Annotated in this window: 15 protein-coding genes; 9 read left to right on the top strand and 6 right to left on the bottom strand. The window is 52.4% G+C overall.

Going from position 1 to position 18154, the window contains the following annotated elements:
- The first annotated feature begins 169 nt into the window (after positions 1-169).
- Genes KK062_RS15030 through KK062_RS15000 form a run of 7 tightly spaced genes read left to right on the top strand, consistent with a single transcriptional unit; the run spans position 170 to position 7899 of the window.
- Positions 170-556 carry a response regulator gene (locus KK062_RS15030; RefSeq protein ID WP_254085136.1) on the top strand — a complete coding sequence of 129 codons (387 nt, stop codon included), beginning with the start codon at positions 170-172 and terminating at the stop codon, positions 554-556.
- A 6-nt stretch (positions 557-562) separates the two neighbouring features.
- Positions 563-1669: a sugar transferase gene (locus tag KK062_RS15025; RefSeq protein ID WP_254085135.1), complete on the top strand. Its 1107-nt coding sequence runs from the start codon at positions 563-565 to the stop codon at positions 1667-1669.
- Positions 1670-1691: 22 nt separating this feature from the next.
- Positions 1692-2876, top strand: coding sequence for a glycosyltransferase family 2 protein (locus KK062_RS15020; RefSeq protein ID WP_254085134.1), 1185 nt, complete (start codon positions 1692-1694; stop codon positions 2874-2876).
- A 4-nt stretch (positions 2877-2880) separates the two neighbouring features.
- Positions 2881-3834 carry a glycosyltransferase family 2 protein gene (locus tag KK062_RS15015; RefSeq protein WP_254085133.1) on the top strand — a complete coding sequence of 318 codons (954 nt, stop codon included), beginning with the start codon at positions 2881-2883 and terminating at the stop codon, positions 3832-3834.
- 14 nt (positions 3835-3848) lie between these two features.
- Positions 3849-5741, top strand: a complete 1893-nt coding sequence (asnB, locus tag KK062_RS15010) for an asparagine synthase (glutamine-hydrolyzing) (RefSeq protein WP_254085132.1) — start codon at positions 3849-3851, stop codon at positions 5739-5741.
- A gap of 38 nt (positions 5742-5779) precedes the next feature.
- A complete protein-coding gene (locus KK062_RS15005) occupies positions 5780-6778 on the top strand; it encodes an NAD-dependent epimerase/dehydratase family protein (RefSeq protein ID WP_254085131.1) in 999 nt (332 codons plus the stop codon).
- Positions 6760-7899 carry a glycosyltransferase family 4 protein gene (locus KK062_RS15000; RefSeq protein WP_254085130.1) on the top strand — a complete coding sequence of 380 codons (1140 nt, stop codon included), beginning with the start codon at positions 6760-6762 and terminating at the stop codon, positions 7897-7899. Before KK062_RS15005 ends, KK062_RS15000 begins: the two co-directional genes overlap by 19 nt.
- Here the strand turns inward: KK062_RS15000 and KK062_RS14995 are convergent.
- Positions 7896-8990: an SGBP N-terminal domain-containing protein gene (locus tag KK062_RS14995; protein ID WP_254085129.1), complete on the bottom strand. Its 1095-nt coding sequence runs from the start codon at positions 8988-8990 to the stop codon at positions 7896-7898. The genes KK062_RS15000 and KK062_RS14995 overlap by 4 nt on opposite strands.
- 202 nt (positions 8991-9192) lie before the next feature.
- On the opposite strand from KK062_RS14995, the gene KK062_RS14990 reads away from it, so the two are divergent.
- Complete coding sequence (locus tag KK062_RS14990) at positions 9193-10056, top strand: NAD(P)-dependent oxidoreductase (protein WP_254085128.1); 864 nt, start codon at positions 9193-9195, stop codon at positions 10054-10056.
- Positions 10057-10089: 33 nt separating this feature from the next.
- Here the strand turns inward: KK062_RS14990 and KK062_RS14985 are convergent, their stop codons facing one another.
- From KK062_RS14985 to KK062_RS14975, 3 genes are all read right to left on the bottom strand, one after another.
- Positions 10090-10485 (bottom strand): TonB family protein, encoded by a 396-nt coding sequence (locus KK062_RS14985; protein ID WP_254085127.1) that lies wholly within the window; start codon positions 10483-10485, stop codon positions 10090-10092.
- A gap of 62 nt (positions 10486-10547) precedes the next feature.
- Positions 10548-12977 carry an FG-GAP-like repeat-containing protein gene (locus KK062_RS14980; protein ID WP_254085126.1) on the bottom strand — a complete coding sequence of 810 codons (2430 nt, stop codon included), beginning with the start codon at positions 12975-12977 and terminating at the stop codon, positions 10548-10550.
- Positions 12978-12989: 12 nt separating this feature from the next.
- A complete protein-coding gene (locus KK062_RS14975; protein WP_254085125.1) occupies positions 12990-14480 on the bottom strand; it encodes a PorP/SprF family type IX secretion system membrane protein in 1491 nt (496 codons plus the stop codon).
- Positions 14481-14709: 229 nt separating this feature from the next.
- Between KK062_RS14975 and KK062_RS14970 the strand changes: the two genes are divergently transcribed.
- Positions 14710-15249, top strand: coding sequence for a hypothetical protein (locus KK062_RS14970; protein WP_254085124.1), 540 nt, complete (start codon positions 14710-14712; stop codon positions 15247-15249).
- Positions 15250-15258: 9 nt separating this feature from the next.
- On the opposite strand, the gene KK062_RS14965 is transcribed toward KK062_RS14970, so the two are convergent.
- Together KK062_RS14965 and KK062_RS14960 are read right to left on the bottom strand one after the other, a co-directional pair.
- Entirely contained in the window at positions 15259-16251 is a 993-nt protein-coding gene (locus KK062_RS14965; protein ID WP_254085123.1) for a helix-turn-helix transcriptional regulator, read from the bottom strand.
- A 149-nt stretch (positions 16252-16400) separates the two neighbouring features.
- Positions 16401-18128, bottom strand: coding sequence for a sodium/sugar symporter (locus tag KK062_RS14960; protein ID WP_254085122.1), 1728 nt, complete (start codon positions 18126-18128; stop codon positions 16401-16403).
- Positions 18129-18154 lie beyond the last annotated feature (26 nt).

Below are 18154 nucleotides of genomic sequence, written 5' to 3'. Positions count from 1 at the left end.
GGCTAAGCGTTTAAACTTTTAAATAATTTTAAAATGAAAGGTTACATCCGTGTCATTTTTTTTATTTAGCTTTGGTTTGTCTATTTAGTAAGTTGGCTTTAAAGATCTCTTCTTTAATCTACTCCCGATCTTTAAAGCAGCATCTTAAGGTATTTAAACATTTAATACCATGAAGAAGGTATTGGTTATTGAGGACGACGTGCCTCTATGCTGGCTTTTAGAGAGGATACTGAAAAACAATTATGAGGTCGTTATTATGAACGACGGTATGGAGGCCTGGTCATGGCTTACCGACGGGCACATTCCCGATCTCATCATCTCCGATCTCAAAATGCCTTCTCTGGATGGCTTGGAGCTGTTGGAAAATCTAAGTACTAGCGGGTTATTCAAAAACATTCCCGTGATTATCCTGTCAGGATACGAAGATACCAACAAGCGCAAGCAATGCCTGGATCTGGGAGCTTTCACATATTTGGTGAAGCCCTTCGAGCCACAGTCCCTGGTGACTGAAGTGAAACGTGCGTTATCCGCAAGTAAGGAGAAACTGTTTTCGTAAAAAAGTATGGACGTAGCTTTACAACTCAACGTTCAGGAACCCCTGAACCCTTCCGTGTCAACTACCATGAAAGTGCAGGCTTTCACCCGCCACATTTTGCGGGTAGGCTTTATCTCTGTCACTCCCGACTACGAGTACGGTAAAGACGAGATACTATTTACCAACAGCACTGCTAAAGCCGTGCAACAACACCTCGCTTCCGGCGAAAAGTTCGACGCCGTCTTCATTAGCCCCGACCAGGGCCAGACGGACATCGCGTTGGTAAAAGACTTTGCCAAAGAATACGCCCTGCCAGTAGTCCTGTATTCGGCTAAGTTCGATGCCGACTGCAAAGAGATTGCCCTCAAGCGTGGCATGGACGACTACTTCTATGGCAACATCACCGCGGCGTCGTTAAAACGCCTCGATTTTATATACAAGCTCAAAACGTATAAAAACAAACGCGGTAACAAACCCTATGCCGCGCCGCAGGTGGCCGACGTGCCCAAGATCAAGCTGTGGGCGCTCAAGCGTACGTTCGATATCATTATCTCTGGCGGCATGATCGTGGCGTTGTTGCCCATCATGATCATCACGGCAATCCTGATCAAGCTGGATTCGAAAGGCCCGATTTTCTACATCGCCAAGCGCGCTGGCTCAGGCTATAAAATCTTTGACTTCTATAAATTCAGAAGTATGCGTACGGGCGCTGATGCCGAGCTGCAAAGGCTGACGCACTTGAACCAGTATACCGAGAGCGCCGAGCAAAGTGTATTCTATAAGATCAAGAACGATCCGCGTGTAACACGCCTCGGCCAGTTCCTGCGCGATACCAGCCTGGATGAGCTGCCGCAGCTTTTCAATGTACTCAAAGGAGATATGTCGCTGGTCGGCAATCGTCCTCTCCCCTTGTACGAGGCCGAAAAACTGACCAAAGATCAAATCGCCTGGCGCTTCCTGGCGCCCGCCGGTATCACCGGTCTCTGGCAGGTGACCAAACGTGGCAAAGACAACATGTCGGAAGAAGAACGCATTCAGCTCGACATGGAGTATGCCATGAAGAACTCTTTCCTGTATGACTTAAAAATTCTTTTCAGCACCATCCCCGCCCTGCTCCAAAAAGTGCAGGCATAGCGATGCAGAATTTTGTACCTAGATGTTAGTACTGGAAATTATTCTACTGGTTTACTTTGGCTTTGTCGTATTTCACAACTTTTTCTTCTCAGCCATTAGTTTTATATACCGTGAAGATCGCTTCTTTAAAGGCACGGTAAACAAACACAGCCGCATCGCTGTACTGATACCCTCCTATAAAGAAGATGGTGTCATTGTCAGCACCGCTGAGCTGGCGGTACGGCACAACTACCCGCCGGAAGCCTTCACCGTCTTCGTCATTGCCGACTCACTGCAACCCGCCACCGTGCAGGCCCTGCAGCAAACCGGCGCTACGGTATTTGAAGTATCGTTCGAGAAAAGTACGAAAGTACGCGCCCTGCAATTTGCCCTCGCCAAAATAGAAGGCTATGACCTCGCCGTCATACTCGACGCCGACAACGTGATGAAAGAAGGCTTTCTCGCGAAGATCAATCAAGCCTTCAACAATGGGTTTCTCAACCTGCAAGGTCGCCGTGTGGCTAAGAACAGCGACACACCGATGGCGTATCTCGATTCCATCAGCGAGGCTATCAACAACCAGATCTTCCGCAAAGGGTATAACGCCGTGGGCCTCTCGTCGTCGCTGATCGGTTCGGCCATGGCATTCCCCTTCCAGCCCTTCCGCGACCACATCAACGCCATGGACTCCGTAGGCGGCTTTGATCGCGAGCTGCACCTCCGCCTGCTGACAAAAAAACAACGGATCTACTATCTGGAAAGCGCCGAAGTATATGACGAGAAGACCCGTCAGGCAGAAGCCTTTTCGAATCAACGCCGCCGTTGGCTCTCCAGCCAGTTTGTATACCTGCAGCGCAACTTCACGAAAGGTGTACGTGCACTCCTCAAAGGTGACTTTATCTTCTTCGAGGCATCGGTACTAAGCAACCTGTTGCTGCCGCGAATTCTGACGCTGGGCTGCCTGCCGATCCTGGTTATCGTGTTTACCCTGCTGCGTCACTACCTCGTGCTCGGGTATACCTGGACGTGGGCATATGCCATCCTGTATGTGGCGGCCCTGGTCATTGCCGTTCCGACGAAGTACTTTGACAAAAAGCTCCTCACTGCCGTGGCCAGTCTGCCCAAAGCCTTTGCACTCATGTTCTTCAACCTGTTCCGGTTGAAGAATGCCAATAAGAAATTTATCCACACACCGCATTCCACTACTACGGTAGAATCAAAAAAATAAAGCGATGAAACAGCAACCCCTTGTCTCCATTATCCTGATCAACTACAACCAGCTGCCCGTTACACTAGAATGTCTCGAGTCGCTCAAACGGTTGACGTATACCAACTACGAGGTCATTCTCGTAGACAATGCTTCTAAAGAGAACCCTTCGAAGATTGTAAAAGAAAAATACCCGCACGTACGCATGATCGTGACCGACGCCAACCTCGGCTTCACAGGGGGTAACAACATTGGGTTAAAGATTGCCAAAGGCGATTACTTCTTCATTCTCAACAACGATACCGAGATTGCCAGTACCAATCTGTTGGAAAAGCTCATCGAGCCGTTTGAGAAAGACCCTTCTATTGGCATGGTCAGCCCGAAAATTCGCTACTTCTCCCACCCCGACATCATTCAATACGCGGGCTATACCAAGATCAACCCCTTCACGGGTAAGAATCGCCAGGTCGGCGAGAAAGAAGAGGACAAAGGCCAACACAACGTGTCCGGCTATACAGACTACGCCAACGGTGCAGCCATGCTTGTGAAACGCGAGGTAGCCGACCGCGTTGGCGTATTCCCCGATCACTTCTTTATTTACTACGAAGAGCTTGACTGGTCGTCACAGACTGTAAAGCATGGCTATAAGATCTTCTATCAATCAGAGGTCTTTATCTATCACAAAGAGTCCATCACCATGGGCAAAGCCAGCGCGATCAAGACCTACTACAACAATAAGAACCGTATTCTGTTCATGCGCAGGAACTCCAACAGCTTCCAGCTGTCGTGTTTCCTCGCATTCCTGGTGACGTTTACCATTCCCAAAAATACGTTATCCTTCCTGTTCTCCGGGCAGTTCGAGCACCTGCGTTCGTTCTATCGCGGCGTGTTCTGGAACGTCAGGAACATGAACCTCTACAAACACGAGCCATTGAATAAATCACTGGCCACGGTAGAACCTCCTAAACAAGTACTCTAACCCTCTTCGGCAACATGTGTGGCATTAGTGGCTTTATCGACTTTACGGGCAAGAGCGGCCGCGACGTACTCGTCGGCATGGTCGACTGTCTTACCCACCGCGGTCCTGATGACTCCGGCTATCACGTCGTACAACACGACAACTATACGCTCGGCCTCGGGCAACGGCGCCTGTCTATCCTGGACCTTTCGCCACTCGGCCACCAACCCATGTTCTTTGAGAACCTTGGCATTGTTTTCAACGGCGAGATCTACAATTTCCAGGAAATCCGTCAGGAGCTGATCGCACAAGGCCATTCGTTTATCAGCGGTGGTGATACGGAGGTTATCCTGAAAGCCTTCAAGACCTGGGGACCGGCCTGTGTGCAACGTTTCATCGGCATGTTTGCCTTTGTGCTGCACGACACCCATACCAACAAAGTATATGTTTACCGCGATCGGGCGGGCGTGAAGCCGCTGTTCTACTACTGGCACAATAACCTGTTCTTGTTTTCGTCAGAGCTCAAAAGCTTTCACCGTCACCCGGCCTTTGAAAAGACAATAGACTACAACCACCTGGCGCTGTACTTACAATACAACTATGTACCGGGACCGTATTCCATCTTCAAAAATACCACCAAGCTCAGCCCGGGGCACTACTTGGAGATCGACCTGCAAAAGCGCAGCGTTGTAACGCACCAGTACTGGAATGTGCTCGACTACTACAACCAGGAGAAGCTGAAAATCTCCAAAGAGGAAGCCATCGAAGAAACCGAACGCCTCCTCAAATCGGCATTCGAATACCGCATGGTATCCGACGTACCGGTGGGTGTATTTTTGAGCGGTGGCTATGACAGTACAGCCATTGCTGCTTTGCTGCAAAAAGGACGCACCGAAAAGATCAAGACCTTTACCATCGGCTTTGACGTCGAAGGATTTGACGAAGCGCCGGAAGCCAGAAAAATTGCCAACTTCCTGGGTACGGATCATACCGAGCACTATTGCACACCAGCGGAAGCATTCGCCATCATCCCCACCCTGCCCGACATCTACGACGAGCCCTTTGCCGATAACTCTACCGTCCCCACGGTGCTGGTATCCAAGCTGGCGCGCCAGTCGGTAAAAGTAGCATTGTCTGGCGATGCCGGCGACGAGATCTTCGGCGGGTACTATAAATTCATCCAGTCCGTCGAGCTCACCTCGCAGTTACCCAAGCCGGTGCAGCGCACCCTGGCCGGGGTTATGAGCATGGTAAATCCGGAGAAGTTGCCGTACCTGAAAGACCAATATAACTTCTCGACACGCTACGAGAAAGTATCCGAGATCTGGCGCTCAGGCAATCCGTTGACGGCGCTGAAGCAGATCAGTCACTATATCACCGGCAGCGAGCTGAAGCGTTACCTCAAGCACAGTTTCCTGCTGCCACCGACAGACTTCGACCTGGAAAAGGACATGCTCGATAACAACGATGCCTTCAACAAAATGCTGGCCATCGATTATCGCACGTTCCTGGTTGACAATAACCTGGTAAAAGTAGACCGCGCCACGATGTCCGTAGGCCTGGAAGGACGCGAGCCCTTCCTCGACCACCGCCTCATCGAGTTTGTATCGCGGCTCCCGTCGTCGTACAAAATACATGGCAAGGAAAAGAAAGTGATCTTGCGTGACATCGTACACCGGCATGTGGACAAGGCACTGATGGACCGGCCGAAGAAGCCCTTCATCGCGCCGCTGACCGTATGGTTCCGCCAGGAATTAAAAGATTACTTCCTGCATTACCTCAGCGAAGAAAACTTAAAGAAGGGCGACTTCTTTAACCCGGCACCGATCATCGCATTACGCGATCGCTATTTGAGCGGCGCCCAGGTAAACCACCAGAAGCTCTGGAACATCCTGATCTTCCAGATGTGGAAAGACAAATGGCTATAACAACAGTATTTTAATATAACTCTTACCATTTCCTTATTATGGCTAAATCACTCATCACCGGCGGAGCCGGCTTCATCGGTTCACACGTTGCCAGACATTGCCTGGCTGCCGGTCACCAGGTCATCGTTCTCGACGACCTCAGCGGCGGTTTTGAAGACCATATTCCCGCTGGCGCCACGTTTATAAAGGGCTCTATTACCGACGAACAACTCATCTCGAAGCTGTTTGCCGAGCACAAATTTGACTATGTATACCACCTGGCAGCATATGCCGCCGAAGGTCTGTCGCACTTCATCCGTCGCTTCAACTATAACAACAACCTGATCGGCAGCGTCAACCTGATCAACGAGTCGGTAAAACACGATGTAAAATGCTTTGTCTTTACCTCTTCCATCGCGGTATACGGCCCCGGCCAGGTGCCGATGACCGAAGACATGGTGCCTACCCCGGAAGATCCGTACGGTGTGTCAAAATACGCTGTAGAGCTTGACCTCAAGGCCGCCCACGAAATGTTCGGTCTCAATTATGTAGTATTCCGTCCGCACAACGTATACGGCGAGAACCAAAACATCGGCGACAAATACCGCAACGTGATCGGTATCTTCATGAACCAGATCATGCAGAACCTGCCAATGACCATATTCGGTGATGGTACACAAACCCGCGCCTTCAGCTACATCGACGACGTGGCCATTCCGATCGCCAAATGTGTCGACGTAAAAGAAGCCTACAACGAAGTATTTAACATCGGTGCAGACAAGCCCTATACCATCAACGAGCTGGTGGACGTAGTGAGCAAACACCTCGACGCAAAACCGAATGTAAAACACCTGCAGGCGCGCAAAGAAGTATTGCACGCATACTCCAGCCACGAGAAGAGCCACCGCGTCTTCAAGACCGGTGATCCTGTAACACTCGACGCAGGCATTGGCAAAATGGCCGCCTGGGCGAAGAAAGTAGGCAGCCGTGCAAGCCAGGAGTTTGGCAACATCGAGATCAATAAAAACCTGCCGGAAGGATGGACCAAAAAGTCCTGAAGCGACCGCTGAAGGTGCTTCTTTCGATCCGGCAGGGTCAGGTCGGAGGCGGTGAATCACACGTACTGGAGCTGGTAAGAGGGTTTGACAAATCCCTGGTCGAACCCGTTGTACTCAGCTTCACCGACGGCGAAATGATTGACCGCCTTCAGGCCATGAATACCCCCGTACAGGTTATTCCCACCACCACGCCCTTTGACGTGCGTGTGTGGGGTAAAGTAAAACAGTTTCTGCGCGACACCGCGCCCGACATTGTCCATGCCCACGGCACCCGTGCCGCGTCCAACCTGTTCTGGTCTACCCGTGCCCTAAACCTCCCGTTGTTATATACTGTGCACGGCTGGTCGTTTCATAAAACGCAGTCCAAAACAACCTACTATACCCGTCTCTATACCGAGAAGTTTATCACCCGGCAGGCAGCCCGCAACATCTGCGTTTCCAACAGCAACGAAGCGGATGGAAAGAAGCTCTTCGGTCTGAAGAAATCAATGGTGATTCACAATGGCGTCGACCTCAACAAATTCGACCCCACGCGTACACACTCTGATGTTCGACAGGAGTATGGCATCCGTCCCGACGAGATTCTGATCGGCTATATCTCACGGGTGACCTACCAAAAGAACCCGCTCAATTTCATTCGTGCCATCGCGCTGCTCAAAAAAGACATCCAGAATAGTAAAGTACTGATGGTGGGCGACGGCGACATGAAAGACGAAGCGCTCGCACTGGCCACCGAACTTAACTTGCTGGAGACGATCATATTCATCAAATTCCGCAGCGACGTACCCGCAATCCTGAAAGCGTTAGACATCTTCTGCCTGCCATCGTGGTGGGAAGGATTTTCCATTGGCTTGCTGGAAGCCATGGCCATGAACAAATGCGTCGTCTGCAGCAGCGTAGACGGCAACAAAGAAATCGTATCCGACAAATCCACCGGTTATTTTATCCCCCCCGAAGACCCGCAGCAAATGGCCAACACGTTGGCATATCTCTGCCGGCATCCCGACGTACGCGCGCAAGCAGCAGAGAAGGGACAGCGTCTGGTGCGTGAAGAGTTCTCGGCCACGACAATGATTCGTCGGGTGGAAGACCTGTACCGCGACACCGTGACACAGTCTTAGTCGCAAGGATATTCATATTCCTCTTCCGGCAGCCCCTCCCTCGAACGCGTTAATGGCAGCTTGTTTTCATCATAGGTATACTCGAAGGTCTCCTCCCCAATATCGGGAATGTTGATCAGCGTCACGTTGTTCCGGCTCATGTTGTTTTCGGGCATGTAGTACTGCCAGTACGATCCCGTCAACCCGGTTAACCGGTACACGTTCACCGCAGTATCATATTCATAGGATTGCGAGAAGACAGGAGATCCGCCCGGCGCTTTGTATTCCTGATATGTGATGTTGCCGGCTGCATTATAGTGATAAATAAGGGTCCCTGTGACCTGATCGGACGTATTGATCAGCTCCATTTCGGTGATCTGATCGCCGGTCTTATAGTATCTATTCTTGCCCACCAGGACTGCCGGCGGGTTGTCGCTCGACTGATAATTATATGAATATCTCGACTCGACGATCACGCCGGCTGTCGGGTAGGTAAACGTAGTTCGTTGGACCTTGCGCTCGATATCATCCAGGTACCTGTAAAATTCAATCCAAACCAGCTGGCCGCTGGTATATCCGTAAAAGGCGGTATAATCTTCGTTCGGATCGAATTCTGAGAAAAACTCCGTATAGTCGATTCCTAACGGATCATCGGTATAATACACGTTCATCCTCCCCAGGAATGCCGGCAACTTTGACGGCAGGCATTCCACCACCGATACGGAGGTCACCGTCACGACGTACTGCTGCGTACTCGCATCCTCGGCTGTGACGGTATACGTCACCGGGTTTGTAAAATCTTGTACAACACCCGACGCCGGTGAAATGGTCGCCCCTTCCGAAACCGTGATGGTCGGAGTCAGTGCCGTGATGTCGGTAAGTTCCTGGGGCACGGTGACGGCGATGGTCTTCGCAGGTTCATTGATCGTACCCGGTATTGGCGGGTCGAAGTCGGCAAACGTAAACGTCACAATCGCCTTCGCATCGCTCTCGTCTACCGGACCGGGATCAGGATCGGGGTCCGGGTGCTCGCCGCTATCATCTGAACAGGACAGCAGGACGGCAGAGCACATCATAATCATCAATAGGTAGATTAATCTTGTCTTGAGCATAACATTATTAATTTTTAACGTGATGAAGTGAATCTTAAAAAAGGAAGTTAGTGAATATACAAAATTTGCCGGAAAGAGTCCTGCCTTCGGCGACTAAAGACGAAACGCATGTTCGCACAACCTTTTCCGCTCCCAAAATGATCCGTACCTTGGCAAGCGTGTATCCGCAACCGTGCGTGCATAACAATTCAGAGATACTACTATGAACCCCAGCATTGGATTTATCGGGCTTGGCAACATGGGCTACCCTATTGCCAAAAACCTCATCGAGCAAGGCTTCCCTGTAAGCCTGTATAACCGCACGCCCGAAAAGCTCCGCGACCTCGTGACCCTGGGCGGCCGTGTCGCCCAAACACCTATAGCAGCCGCATCATCCGCCGCCGTCGTCATGACCATGCTCAGTGACGATGCCGCCGTAACCGCCGTCGTTGACCAGATACTCCCCTCGCTCCAACCCGGCACAGTGTTCCTCTCCCTCAGCACCATCAAAGCGGAAACTGCCCAGACCCTCGCCGACCGCTGTCGCACCCGTGGTGTGCACTACGTAGCCTCCCCGGTGATGGGTCGCCCACCGGCTGCTGCGGCACGACAATTGTCCATCCTGCTGTCAGGTGATGCCGGAGCAAAGACACTGATCGCTCCGATCGTCGCGGCCATCGGCCAGCGAAGCTTCGACTTTGGCGCTGAGCCCGGCACAGCCCACACAGTGAAGCTGATGCTAAACTTCATGGTCTTCACAGTAGTGGAGATGTTGAGCGAAGTAATGCTGATGGCGGAGAAAGCTGGTATTGATAAAGCAGCCTTTCTGGACACCATGCTGAACACCATCTACGGCGCCCCCGTGTTCAAGAACTACGGAACCCTGATCGTGCAGGAAAGCGACGTTCCCAACGGTTTTGCGACCGCACTGGCCAACAAAGATCTACGCCTCGCACAAGAGACCGCCGCGGCGTTGGGAGTCAAGCTACCGCTAGCGGAATTAGTAAGAGCACACTTTGAAGAAATGATTGCCGAAGGCAAAGGCGACAAAGATGTTTCAGGACTGATCACGCATTTGCGTGGATAAAACCGGTTAGTGAATTCCACCACCCACGCAGCATCACAGCCCAAACTTTACGGGCACCGTCATGCGGATCTTAATAGGTTTTCTTTCGTCGCTCGTAGTTGCCGGTATCCAGCGGGGCATCTTCTTCAAAGCTTCCATCGCGTTTTCATCGCACTCCGTACAAATTCCCTTCACAACGGCAAAATCTGTCAAAGATCCATCCGGATGGACTGTAAATCCAATATATACAGATCCCTCAATACACAGTCGTCCATGCCCCGGGTATTTTACATTCTTCTTTACAAATTTCTTATACTCCCCTACTCCACCGGGAAATTGTGCAGGGTGCTCAACAATGCAAATTATTTTACTGGTAGAATCTTGTTCCTGAGCCAGTGTTGGCACAGCGGATAGTAGCACGTATATAGTCAGAACAGTAATTGCTTTCATATTCTTTCAATCCTGTTCTGACTATAAAGTCACGTAACACCGGTACCGGCTACCGTGGCGGGTTACCGGAGGAGTACTACCTGGCCGTAGGCGTGTTTGCTGACGGTTAGGGGCTTACCGTCGGTGAAGTGGCCCTGGAGAGTCCAGGTGTAGGTACCGGCGGGCATGTCGCGGCCCTGGTAGCGGCCGTTCCAGCCTCGTTCGGTAGCTTCGGTGATGTCGGTTGTTTGGAAGACTTCGTGGCCGTCGGCGCTGTATACGCTAAAGCGTATGTCGGCAACATCGGCGGTGCGTACGCAAAGCGCGTCGTTGGCGCCGTCGCCGTTCGGAGAAAACAGCGTGGGGAGGAAAACGGTGTGAGGGTCGTCTGTCCCCGGCTCTGGGGCTATGGTTACGGTGAAGGTAATAGTGGTTTCATCGTCGCCGCCACGCAGCGTGCCGCCGTCGTCGCGGACTACGATGGTGACGGTTACGGTGCTGGCAGCGGCAGGTATCAGTGACACTGTCGCGGTACCGTCGTCGTGCAGGGTAACCGACGGGTTGGGCAGCAGTAAGCGCGTGTCGGAAGAGGCTGCTACTGTCAGGTGCTGGTGGTCTTCGTTGGGGCCGGGATGGAGCCCTGTGAGTGTGAGCTCAACGGGTGAGCTACCTGCTACAAGAGTGATGTCTTCTACGGCGTCTATCAGCGGTGCATCGTTCACCGGCTGGATGCTGACCACAAAGGTTACAGGTGCGCTTTGATCCACGCCGCCGTGTGCGGTGCCGCCATTGTCTTTCAATACAACCGTTACGGTGGCGTCACCCCAGGCATTCGGGGCGGATTGAACCAGGAATTTTCCCATGGCGTCGATGGCAGGTTGTATGGAGAACAATGCCGGGTTGCTGTTGCTCACCAGAAAGGCCAGGGTTTGACTGGACTCGCTGGGCGGTCCGGCGGAGATGTTTGTGGCTATTGTCAACGGGTTGTCGGCGAGTGGATCGTCTTCATAGATCCAAACAAGCTCGGCGTCTTTTGTAAAGGATGGTACATGATTGGCCACCGGCACGGCGCTGTTCGGGAACCAGAATATTCTACCGTTATTGAGGGAGGCCGCCATGATATCCATGTCGCCGTCATTATCCATATCGGCGGCACGAATTGTCATCATATAATCTACGGCGCCCGTTGACACAACACGGCCGGTAAACACTTCCGCTCCATTATTTTCGTACCATATAATCCGATTGGCGTTTGAGCTCCACCCGATCAGGTCCATGTCGCCATCACCGTCGATATCGGAGGCCTCGATGGCCCGTCCGCCAGAGTAAATTCCCCCCAGCGTGATGGCGTTATGAATGATAAATGTTTGTGATCCGTCATTTTCATGCCAGAAGCTCTCACCCGAGGAGTCACTGTTAGAGATCACATCCATGTCGCCATCGCTATCCAGATCCGTGGCATATACCCATCTTGGATATCGCACCGTGGTGCTGATGGTATAAGAGGTAAAGCCCGCAGCCTGGCGATTCTCATGCCAGGCAACGTTACCATTATTCAACACATAACCGGATGACACCAAGTCAAGATCGCCATCGCCATCCATGTCAGCGGCTTGCAAGCAATTCACGCCCACGACGCCCGTCGCGAGAGTTTGGGCGGTAAATACTCCGGCCCCGTCATTTCTGTACAAAACGATCTTATTAACTGTTTCGCAGGCCGCGAGCACATCTGTATCGCCGTCGCCATCCACGTCGGCGGTATAGACAAATGAAACCGGCTCTCCAGACGCGAGTGTACGGGGGGTAAACACCTGCGCCCCGTTATTTTCTAACCAGATAAGTTTGCTGTCCCAGGGGGAGGTGAGCACGATGTCCACATCGCCATCATCATCCAGATCGGCGGCGCGAAGGGACGTAGGCGAGGTTGAGCCTGTGGGAGTAATTTGATGGGGAATGAGCGTTTGCGAGCCGTCATTTTCGTACCATGACACGAGATTATTATTCAGGCCCGTCGCCAGCATGTCGAGGTCGCCATCGCCATCCAGGTCTACCGGGTAAACATCATGCGCACTTTGGGCATTTGTTTCGATGGCGGGAATCGTCACGAATGCGGGCACTACGGCAGCAGAAACCACGGTAAACTGCCAGGTATATCCGGACAACGGCAGGCCCAGACCCGCTGTGAGCGTAACGGTCACTACCTCACCGGCATAAAAGTCGCGTGTAGGATTGAAGGTGACAGTGGTGGTACCGCCGCCCGTAAATATACCGGCCACGCGACCGCTCTGCGCGCCGTTCACGGTAAAGTTCGCGCCATGTACGACTGCCATGGGGATGGCCCCATCGAAGGTCACGACAATGTCGGATGACGGACCGACCCGCTGCGCATTGGCCTCGGGAGAAACGGCGGTAACATTCGCGGCCTGCAGGCGTGCGGTTTGAAATAAGCATCCCGTCAGTACTACAATCCGCAAGGATCTGATGATGCGACGATGGTTTATGGCTAATGTCATCTGTATATCCTGTTACTTCTTAATCCATTCAAATTCAACCCGGCGATTCTTTTGGCGACCGGCGTCGGTCGCGTTAGAGGCGATAGGCTGTCTATCGCCCATGCCGATCAATTCAAGCTGCCGCTCTGGCACTCCTTTTTCGATCAGGATTTTTGCTACCGCCTGAGCACGCTCGTAGGAAACTCTTTCCCTGACCGGTCGTTCTCCCAGGGCAGCGCTATGCCCAATGATCTTCAATGTATATTCCGGATGATCCTTTAATAGGGTAGCCAGATCTTCAAGCGCTGCCTGACTTTGCGCAGGCACTTTGTTGCTGCCCGGCTCAAACGCAATAGCAGACGGCACCGGCGGTTGAGGTTTTTCGGCTTCTGGCGTCGGCTGAACCTGCTCAGGAGCCTGCGGGGCAACCGGCGTAGAAGACTGTACGGTATCCGCCTTCTGTGTAGGAGCCGGCGGCGTGGACGACTGCGCGGAATCCGGCTCGTGTCCCGGGGCCACCGGCGTTTTCGCGGCAGAAGAGAATGCCCCGCGCGACTTCAATCGCTCTTTGCGATTCATGCGCCAACCCAGCACAATCTCGACAGCGTTGTTGATATTCGCATCCAGGTTGGAAGCGATGGAAAAGTCCATGGAGGCGCCGATGATGTAAGCTTTGTAGTTGTATTGCGCACCGACTACCAGTGCCTTTGTAGTCTTGTACCACAGGCCGGCGCTCAGCTCTTTGTCGGGGGCGCCGGGCACATAACTGATGCGGGCGCCGACATTGGCCAGCGATGCGCCTTGATATGTATACCGGAAGGTGGGAATGAGCGTTACGCGGTCACTGGCCGGCAACGCTACCTCACCGCTGACCACATAGGTTGTATGGTCGGCTGCAGCGTCTTCCAGCAGATCGTACGACGGCTTATTCATAGAATAGGCCGCTACACCCAGCGACGCTTTCTGCAGATCGTCGGCTCCGGTGAGTACCCAGTTAAATCCTGCGTTAATGACAGGCCTGGTGACGGAGTTGGACCGTATGTTCTCACCGTTGCCGAGCGACGGGTCGTAGGCGCCAAGGTTATACTGGCTATCCGTCGTGATGCCCGACGCATCGATACGTTTATTGATAATGCCACCGCCAATACCGGCGCCGATATGATGTGTTTTACTCAGGTGAATGGTATAGGCGAAGGTGCCCGTGGCTCCCGTGACCTTGTATAGCCCGTTGGGGCCTGCCTGCTGGCTAATGATATTCGCGCCGATGCCGCCGTAACGCATTCCATTGGACTGGCGGTAGAACGGCGTCATAAACGAAACAGACGGTATGTCGTAATTGGCCACGCGTGACCTGCGATAGTGCAGCGTGACTTGTGTATAGTCGGTTAGCGCCGGTGCTGCCGGGTTGGTCAGCAGTGGCGCGTTATGGTATTGCGAATACGGTATGAATTGCCCATAAACGGCTTGGCATACGAAAAGGCTACCCAAAAAGATAGCACAAACAACAGTACGAATAGAACTCAATGTTATCGTGGGTCAGATATTGTGCAATAATACCAGGAGATCGCAAACGAAGGCTGCTGATGTATGTTATTAGCACAACGGAGAGGATTTCCGTGCGCAAGCGCATGCCGCTAACGTTTCCTGGAATCGACCCAACGGTCGAAGATTGCCCGATTACCATTTCAACTTTTTCGCGCATGTGCGCATCTTAATCCAGTATCTTTACCCACCACATCAAAATCGTATACACGTGAGACGATTCTACTGGCTATTCCTGATCTGTCTGCTCACCGGCGCCGCCGCACCTGCCTGTCATGCCCAGAAACAACTGGTGCTGCTAAAGAATCAAAAAGTAAGGCTTCGCCTCTACCCCGGCGATGAGATTGTATACCGCCTCAAAGGCAGCCGCACCGTACACACCAGCTATGTCAACAACCTGTTTGACACCGCCGTCATGATCCACCAGGAGATCGTGCCCTATCACAAGATCGACCGCATCTATTTCAAACAACGCAACTTGCTCAACCTCGTCGGCGGCTTCCTGGTCACGGGCGCCGTGGCCTATTTTGTACTCGATCAGGTCAATGAAACCGTTGTCCAGCACAACGACGCAAACATTGACAAAAACGTAGCACGCGCGTCGATAATTATGACCGCCGTCGGCCTGCCTATGATGCTGCTTCACAAAAACTCGCAACGCATCGGCGGACGCTACCGCGTACTGACAGTCGACAAAGGCTCGGCCTTCTATCACCCCGACATCCGGGGCATCCAGTGGACACCGAATTAAACTTCACACTCACACTCGCTCTGATTCCCCGGCCTCCACACGACGCTCGACACGGTAGTGCACGTTCAACTCTTCGAGCACTTCCTGTATGACTACTTTAGCCTCCTCCGGCGATTCGATCTCGACCTTATCCCCCATCATCAACACACCTCTGCAAAACTGCCGCATGTTGCTGGCGATGAACGTCATGCGCACATGGGTATCGAGATCCTCCTCCGAAACATATCCGTAATAGTGTTTGGCGCTGACCATGTAGCCCGACAGTGGTTTGGGAAGCAGCAGGCGCACTTGTTGTACTTCCTCGTTGGCTTCCGTCAGGCTGTGTAAATACTCCTGTAAGCTTAGCAGGTTACGACCGTCGAAGGAGTCGTTCGTGACGGTCATGTGTTTGATGCGATCCGTGCGGAAGTCGCGGTAGCCGTTACGCAGGCGGCACCAGCCAATAAGGTGCCACGCCTGGCTATAATAAAACAGCCCGATAGGCTCCAGGATACGCTCGGTGATCTCGCCATTTTGGTTGCTACAGTAGTTGATCTTCAGCGCACGTTTATTGACAATAGCCGCCTGTATTTCCGTCAGATAGGAGTCGGGAAACTCCGGCTCGCGGGTGGGCGCATAGCGAAATACTTTAATATACGATTGGAGGTTCTCCAGGTGATCCTTCTGGTTGTCGTGCAACACCGACTTGATCTTCATCAGCGCCGACTCGAACGTGCGTTGAACGGACTTGTCCGTCATCTGCTCCACCAGTTTCGAGGCCATGAGCATGGCGCTGGCCTCCTCCTGGGTAAACATCACGGGCGGCAGGTGATAGCCGTCGACAATAAAATATCCCTTGCCCGCTTCAGACCCCACGGGCACGCCGGCTTCCATCAGCGCCTTTACATCGCGATAGACGGTGCGCAGGCTGATCTCGAACCTGTCGGCAATCTCCTCGGCTTTGACAACGCGTTTAGTTTGCAACTGGATGAGAATGGCGGTAAGGCGATCAATGCGGTTCATAGGGTGGAGTTACACCAAAGATACGACAGGAACCGCTCAGGGTTTCGACAAGGCGATAAAAAGGAAGGCCCCCTTTCGTCCAGTTAGCACGAAAGAGGGCCCTTATCGCTAAAAAAACATGAGCGCAACTCACACTCACACGGATTCCCCTACCAGAATACCGTGTACAGGGCGACAAGAATGCCACACACCAGCACAGCACCGACGGTAAACGAAGTATTCGTCTTAAACATACTTCTGTCGATCTCCAGGCCTTTCGGCTGGATGCCCTTGGCGTTCTCGTATTTGGTAATGATAACCATACCCAACACGCAGATCAGGAACACAAACCCCATCCGGTCGAGGAACGGGATCTCATAAAAGATCTTGTTCGCTTCCTTATCGAGGACTGGGCCCGAGAAACCGAAGCCAGACAGGAACGTCAGGTCGGCAAATTTCGGGAGGAGCTTAAAGAACACCGACAATACAAAGCCTCCGACCGTGGCGAACAGCGCCGCGTTGGATGTCGTCTTCTTCCAGAAGAAGCCCAACAAGAACATGGCAAAGATACCCGGCGACACAAAGCCCGTATACTCCTGAATGTACTGGAAGCCCTGCTTGCCTTCGCCCATCAGCTTCTCGCCGATTATCAACGACAGCACAACCGCCAGGAACATAGAGATGATCACCGCCAACTTACCAACGTTTACAAGTTTCTTCTCGCTGGCATTCTTATCGAATGCTTTATTATAGATGTCCAGCGTAAAGATTGTACCGATACTGTTGGCCTTACCGGCCAGCGAAGCCACGATCGCCGCGGTCAGCGCCGCGAAGGCTACGCCCTTCATGCCGTCAGGCAGCAGGTTGAGCAGCGACGGATACGCCTTGTTTACATCCAGAATACCTTTCGAGTCGAGCATCTCCGTCTGGAACATACCCTTTTGATGCAATACATACGCCGCGATACCGGGCAGAACAACGATTACCGGCATCAACAGCTTTAGGAAAGCGGCAAACAAAATACCACTGCGCGCTGTCTTCAAGTCGGCGCCCAGGGCACGTTGCGTAATATATTGGTTACAGCCCCAGTAATTCAGGTTGGTAATCCACATGCCGCCGATCAGTACCGTAAGCCCCGGTAAGTCCATGTAATTGGGATTGTCGCGCTTAAAGATCATCTGGAAGTGATCACCCGCTTGTGAGGTCAGCAGCGAGAAGCCGTTGAGGACGCCGGTCTGGCCGGATTTCTCCGCCACCAGGTTCAAGGCGATATACGTCGCCATCAAACCACCGAGCACCAGGAAGAACACCTGGATTACATCGGTATACCCGATCACCTTCATACCGCCCAGCGTGATCACAATCGAGAAGATCGCCAGCAGCAGGATACAGAAGTAGATGTTAAGCCCCGAGATGCCACTGATCGCGATCGCACCGAGGTATAAGATCGACATGAGGTTTACGACAATATAGAGCAGCAACCAGAACACCGCCATGATCATGGCCACGGTACCATTATACCGTTGGCTAAGGAACTGCGGCATGGTATAGATCTTGTTCTTCAGGTATACCGGGATAAAGAACACCGCGACGATGATCAACGTAGCGGCCGCCATCCATTCGTAGGTGGCAATGGCCAATCCCATTTTAAAACCCGACCCCGACATACCGATAAACTGCTCGGCCGAAATGTTGGAGGCGATAAGCGATGCACCGATCGCCCACCAGGTCAGCGAGCCCTCTGCCAGGAAGAAATCCTTCGAGTCAGTTTGTTGACGCTTTTTCCGGTGGTAGATCCAATAGCCATATCCGGCCACAATGACGAAGTAGATAAGGAAAACTATATAGTCAATGTTCTTGAGGCTTGCTACATAGTCAACGGGTTGCTGTTCTTCCATGATTAGGTTTAGGGTTATAGGCAAAT

It is taken from the genome of Dawidia cretensis, from assembly GCF_018598175.1.
GTDB classification, from domain to species: domain Bacteria; phylum Bacteroidota; class Bacteroidia; order Cytophagales; family Cyclobacteriaceae; genus Ohtaekwangia; species Ohtaekwangia cretensis.
The sequence above is the reverse complement of the archived record's forward strand: the minus strand, read 5'-3'. Positions and strand labels throughout refer to the sequence as shown.

Coding starts and splice junctions, on each gene's coding strand:
- KK062_RS15030 (WP_254085136.1), top strand. CDS start 170: ATGAAGAAGGTATTGGTTATTGAGGACGACGTGCCTCTATGCTGGCTT.
- KK062_RS15025 (WP_254085135.1), top strand. CDS start 563: ATGGACGTAGCTTTACAACTCAACGTTCAGGAACCCCTGAACCCTTCC.
- KK062_RS15020 (WP_254085134.1), top strand. CDS start 1,692: ATGTTAGTACTGGAAATTATTCTACTGGTTTACTTTGGCTTTGTCGTA.
- KK062_RS15015 (WP_254085133.1), top strand. CDS start 2,881: ATGAAACAGCAACCCCTTGTCTCCATTATCCTGATCAACTACAACCAG.
- asnB (WP_254085132.1), top strand. CDS start 3,849: ATGTGTGGCATTAGTGGCTTTATCGACTTTACGGGCAAGAGCGGCCGC.
- KK062_RS15005 (WP_254085131.1), top strand. CDS start 5,780: ATGGCTAAATCACTCATCACCGGCGGAGCCGGCTTCATCGGTTCACAC.
- KK062_RS15000 (WP_254085130.1), top strand. CDS start 6,760: ATGGACCAAAAAGTCCTGAAGCGACCGCTGAAGGTGCTTCTTTCGATC.
- KK062_RS14995 (WP_254085129.1), bottom strand. CDS start 8,990: ATGCTCAAGACAAGATTAATCTACCTATTGATGATTATGATGTGCTCT.
- KK062_RS14990 (WP_254085128.1), top strand. CDS start 9,193: ATGAACCCCAGCATTGGATTTATCGGGCTTGGCAACATGGGCTACCCT.
- KK062_RS14985 (WP_254085127.1), bottom strand. CDS start 10,485: ATGAAAGCAATTACTGTTCTGACTATATACGTGCTACTATCCGCTGTG.
- KK062_RS14980 (WP_254085126.1), bottom strand. CDS start 12,977: ATGACATTAGCCATAAACCATCGTCGCATCATCAGATCCTTGCGGATT.
- KK062_RS14965 (WP_254085123.1), bottom strand. CDS start 16,251: ATGAACCGCATTGATCGCCTTACCGCCATTCTCATCCAGTTGCAAACT.
- KK062_RS14960 (WP_254085122.1), bottom strand. CDS start 18,128: ATGGAAGAACAGCAACCCGTTGACTATGTAGCAAGCCTCAAGAACATT.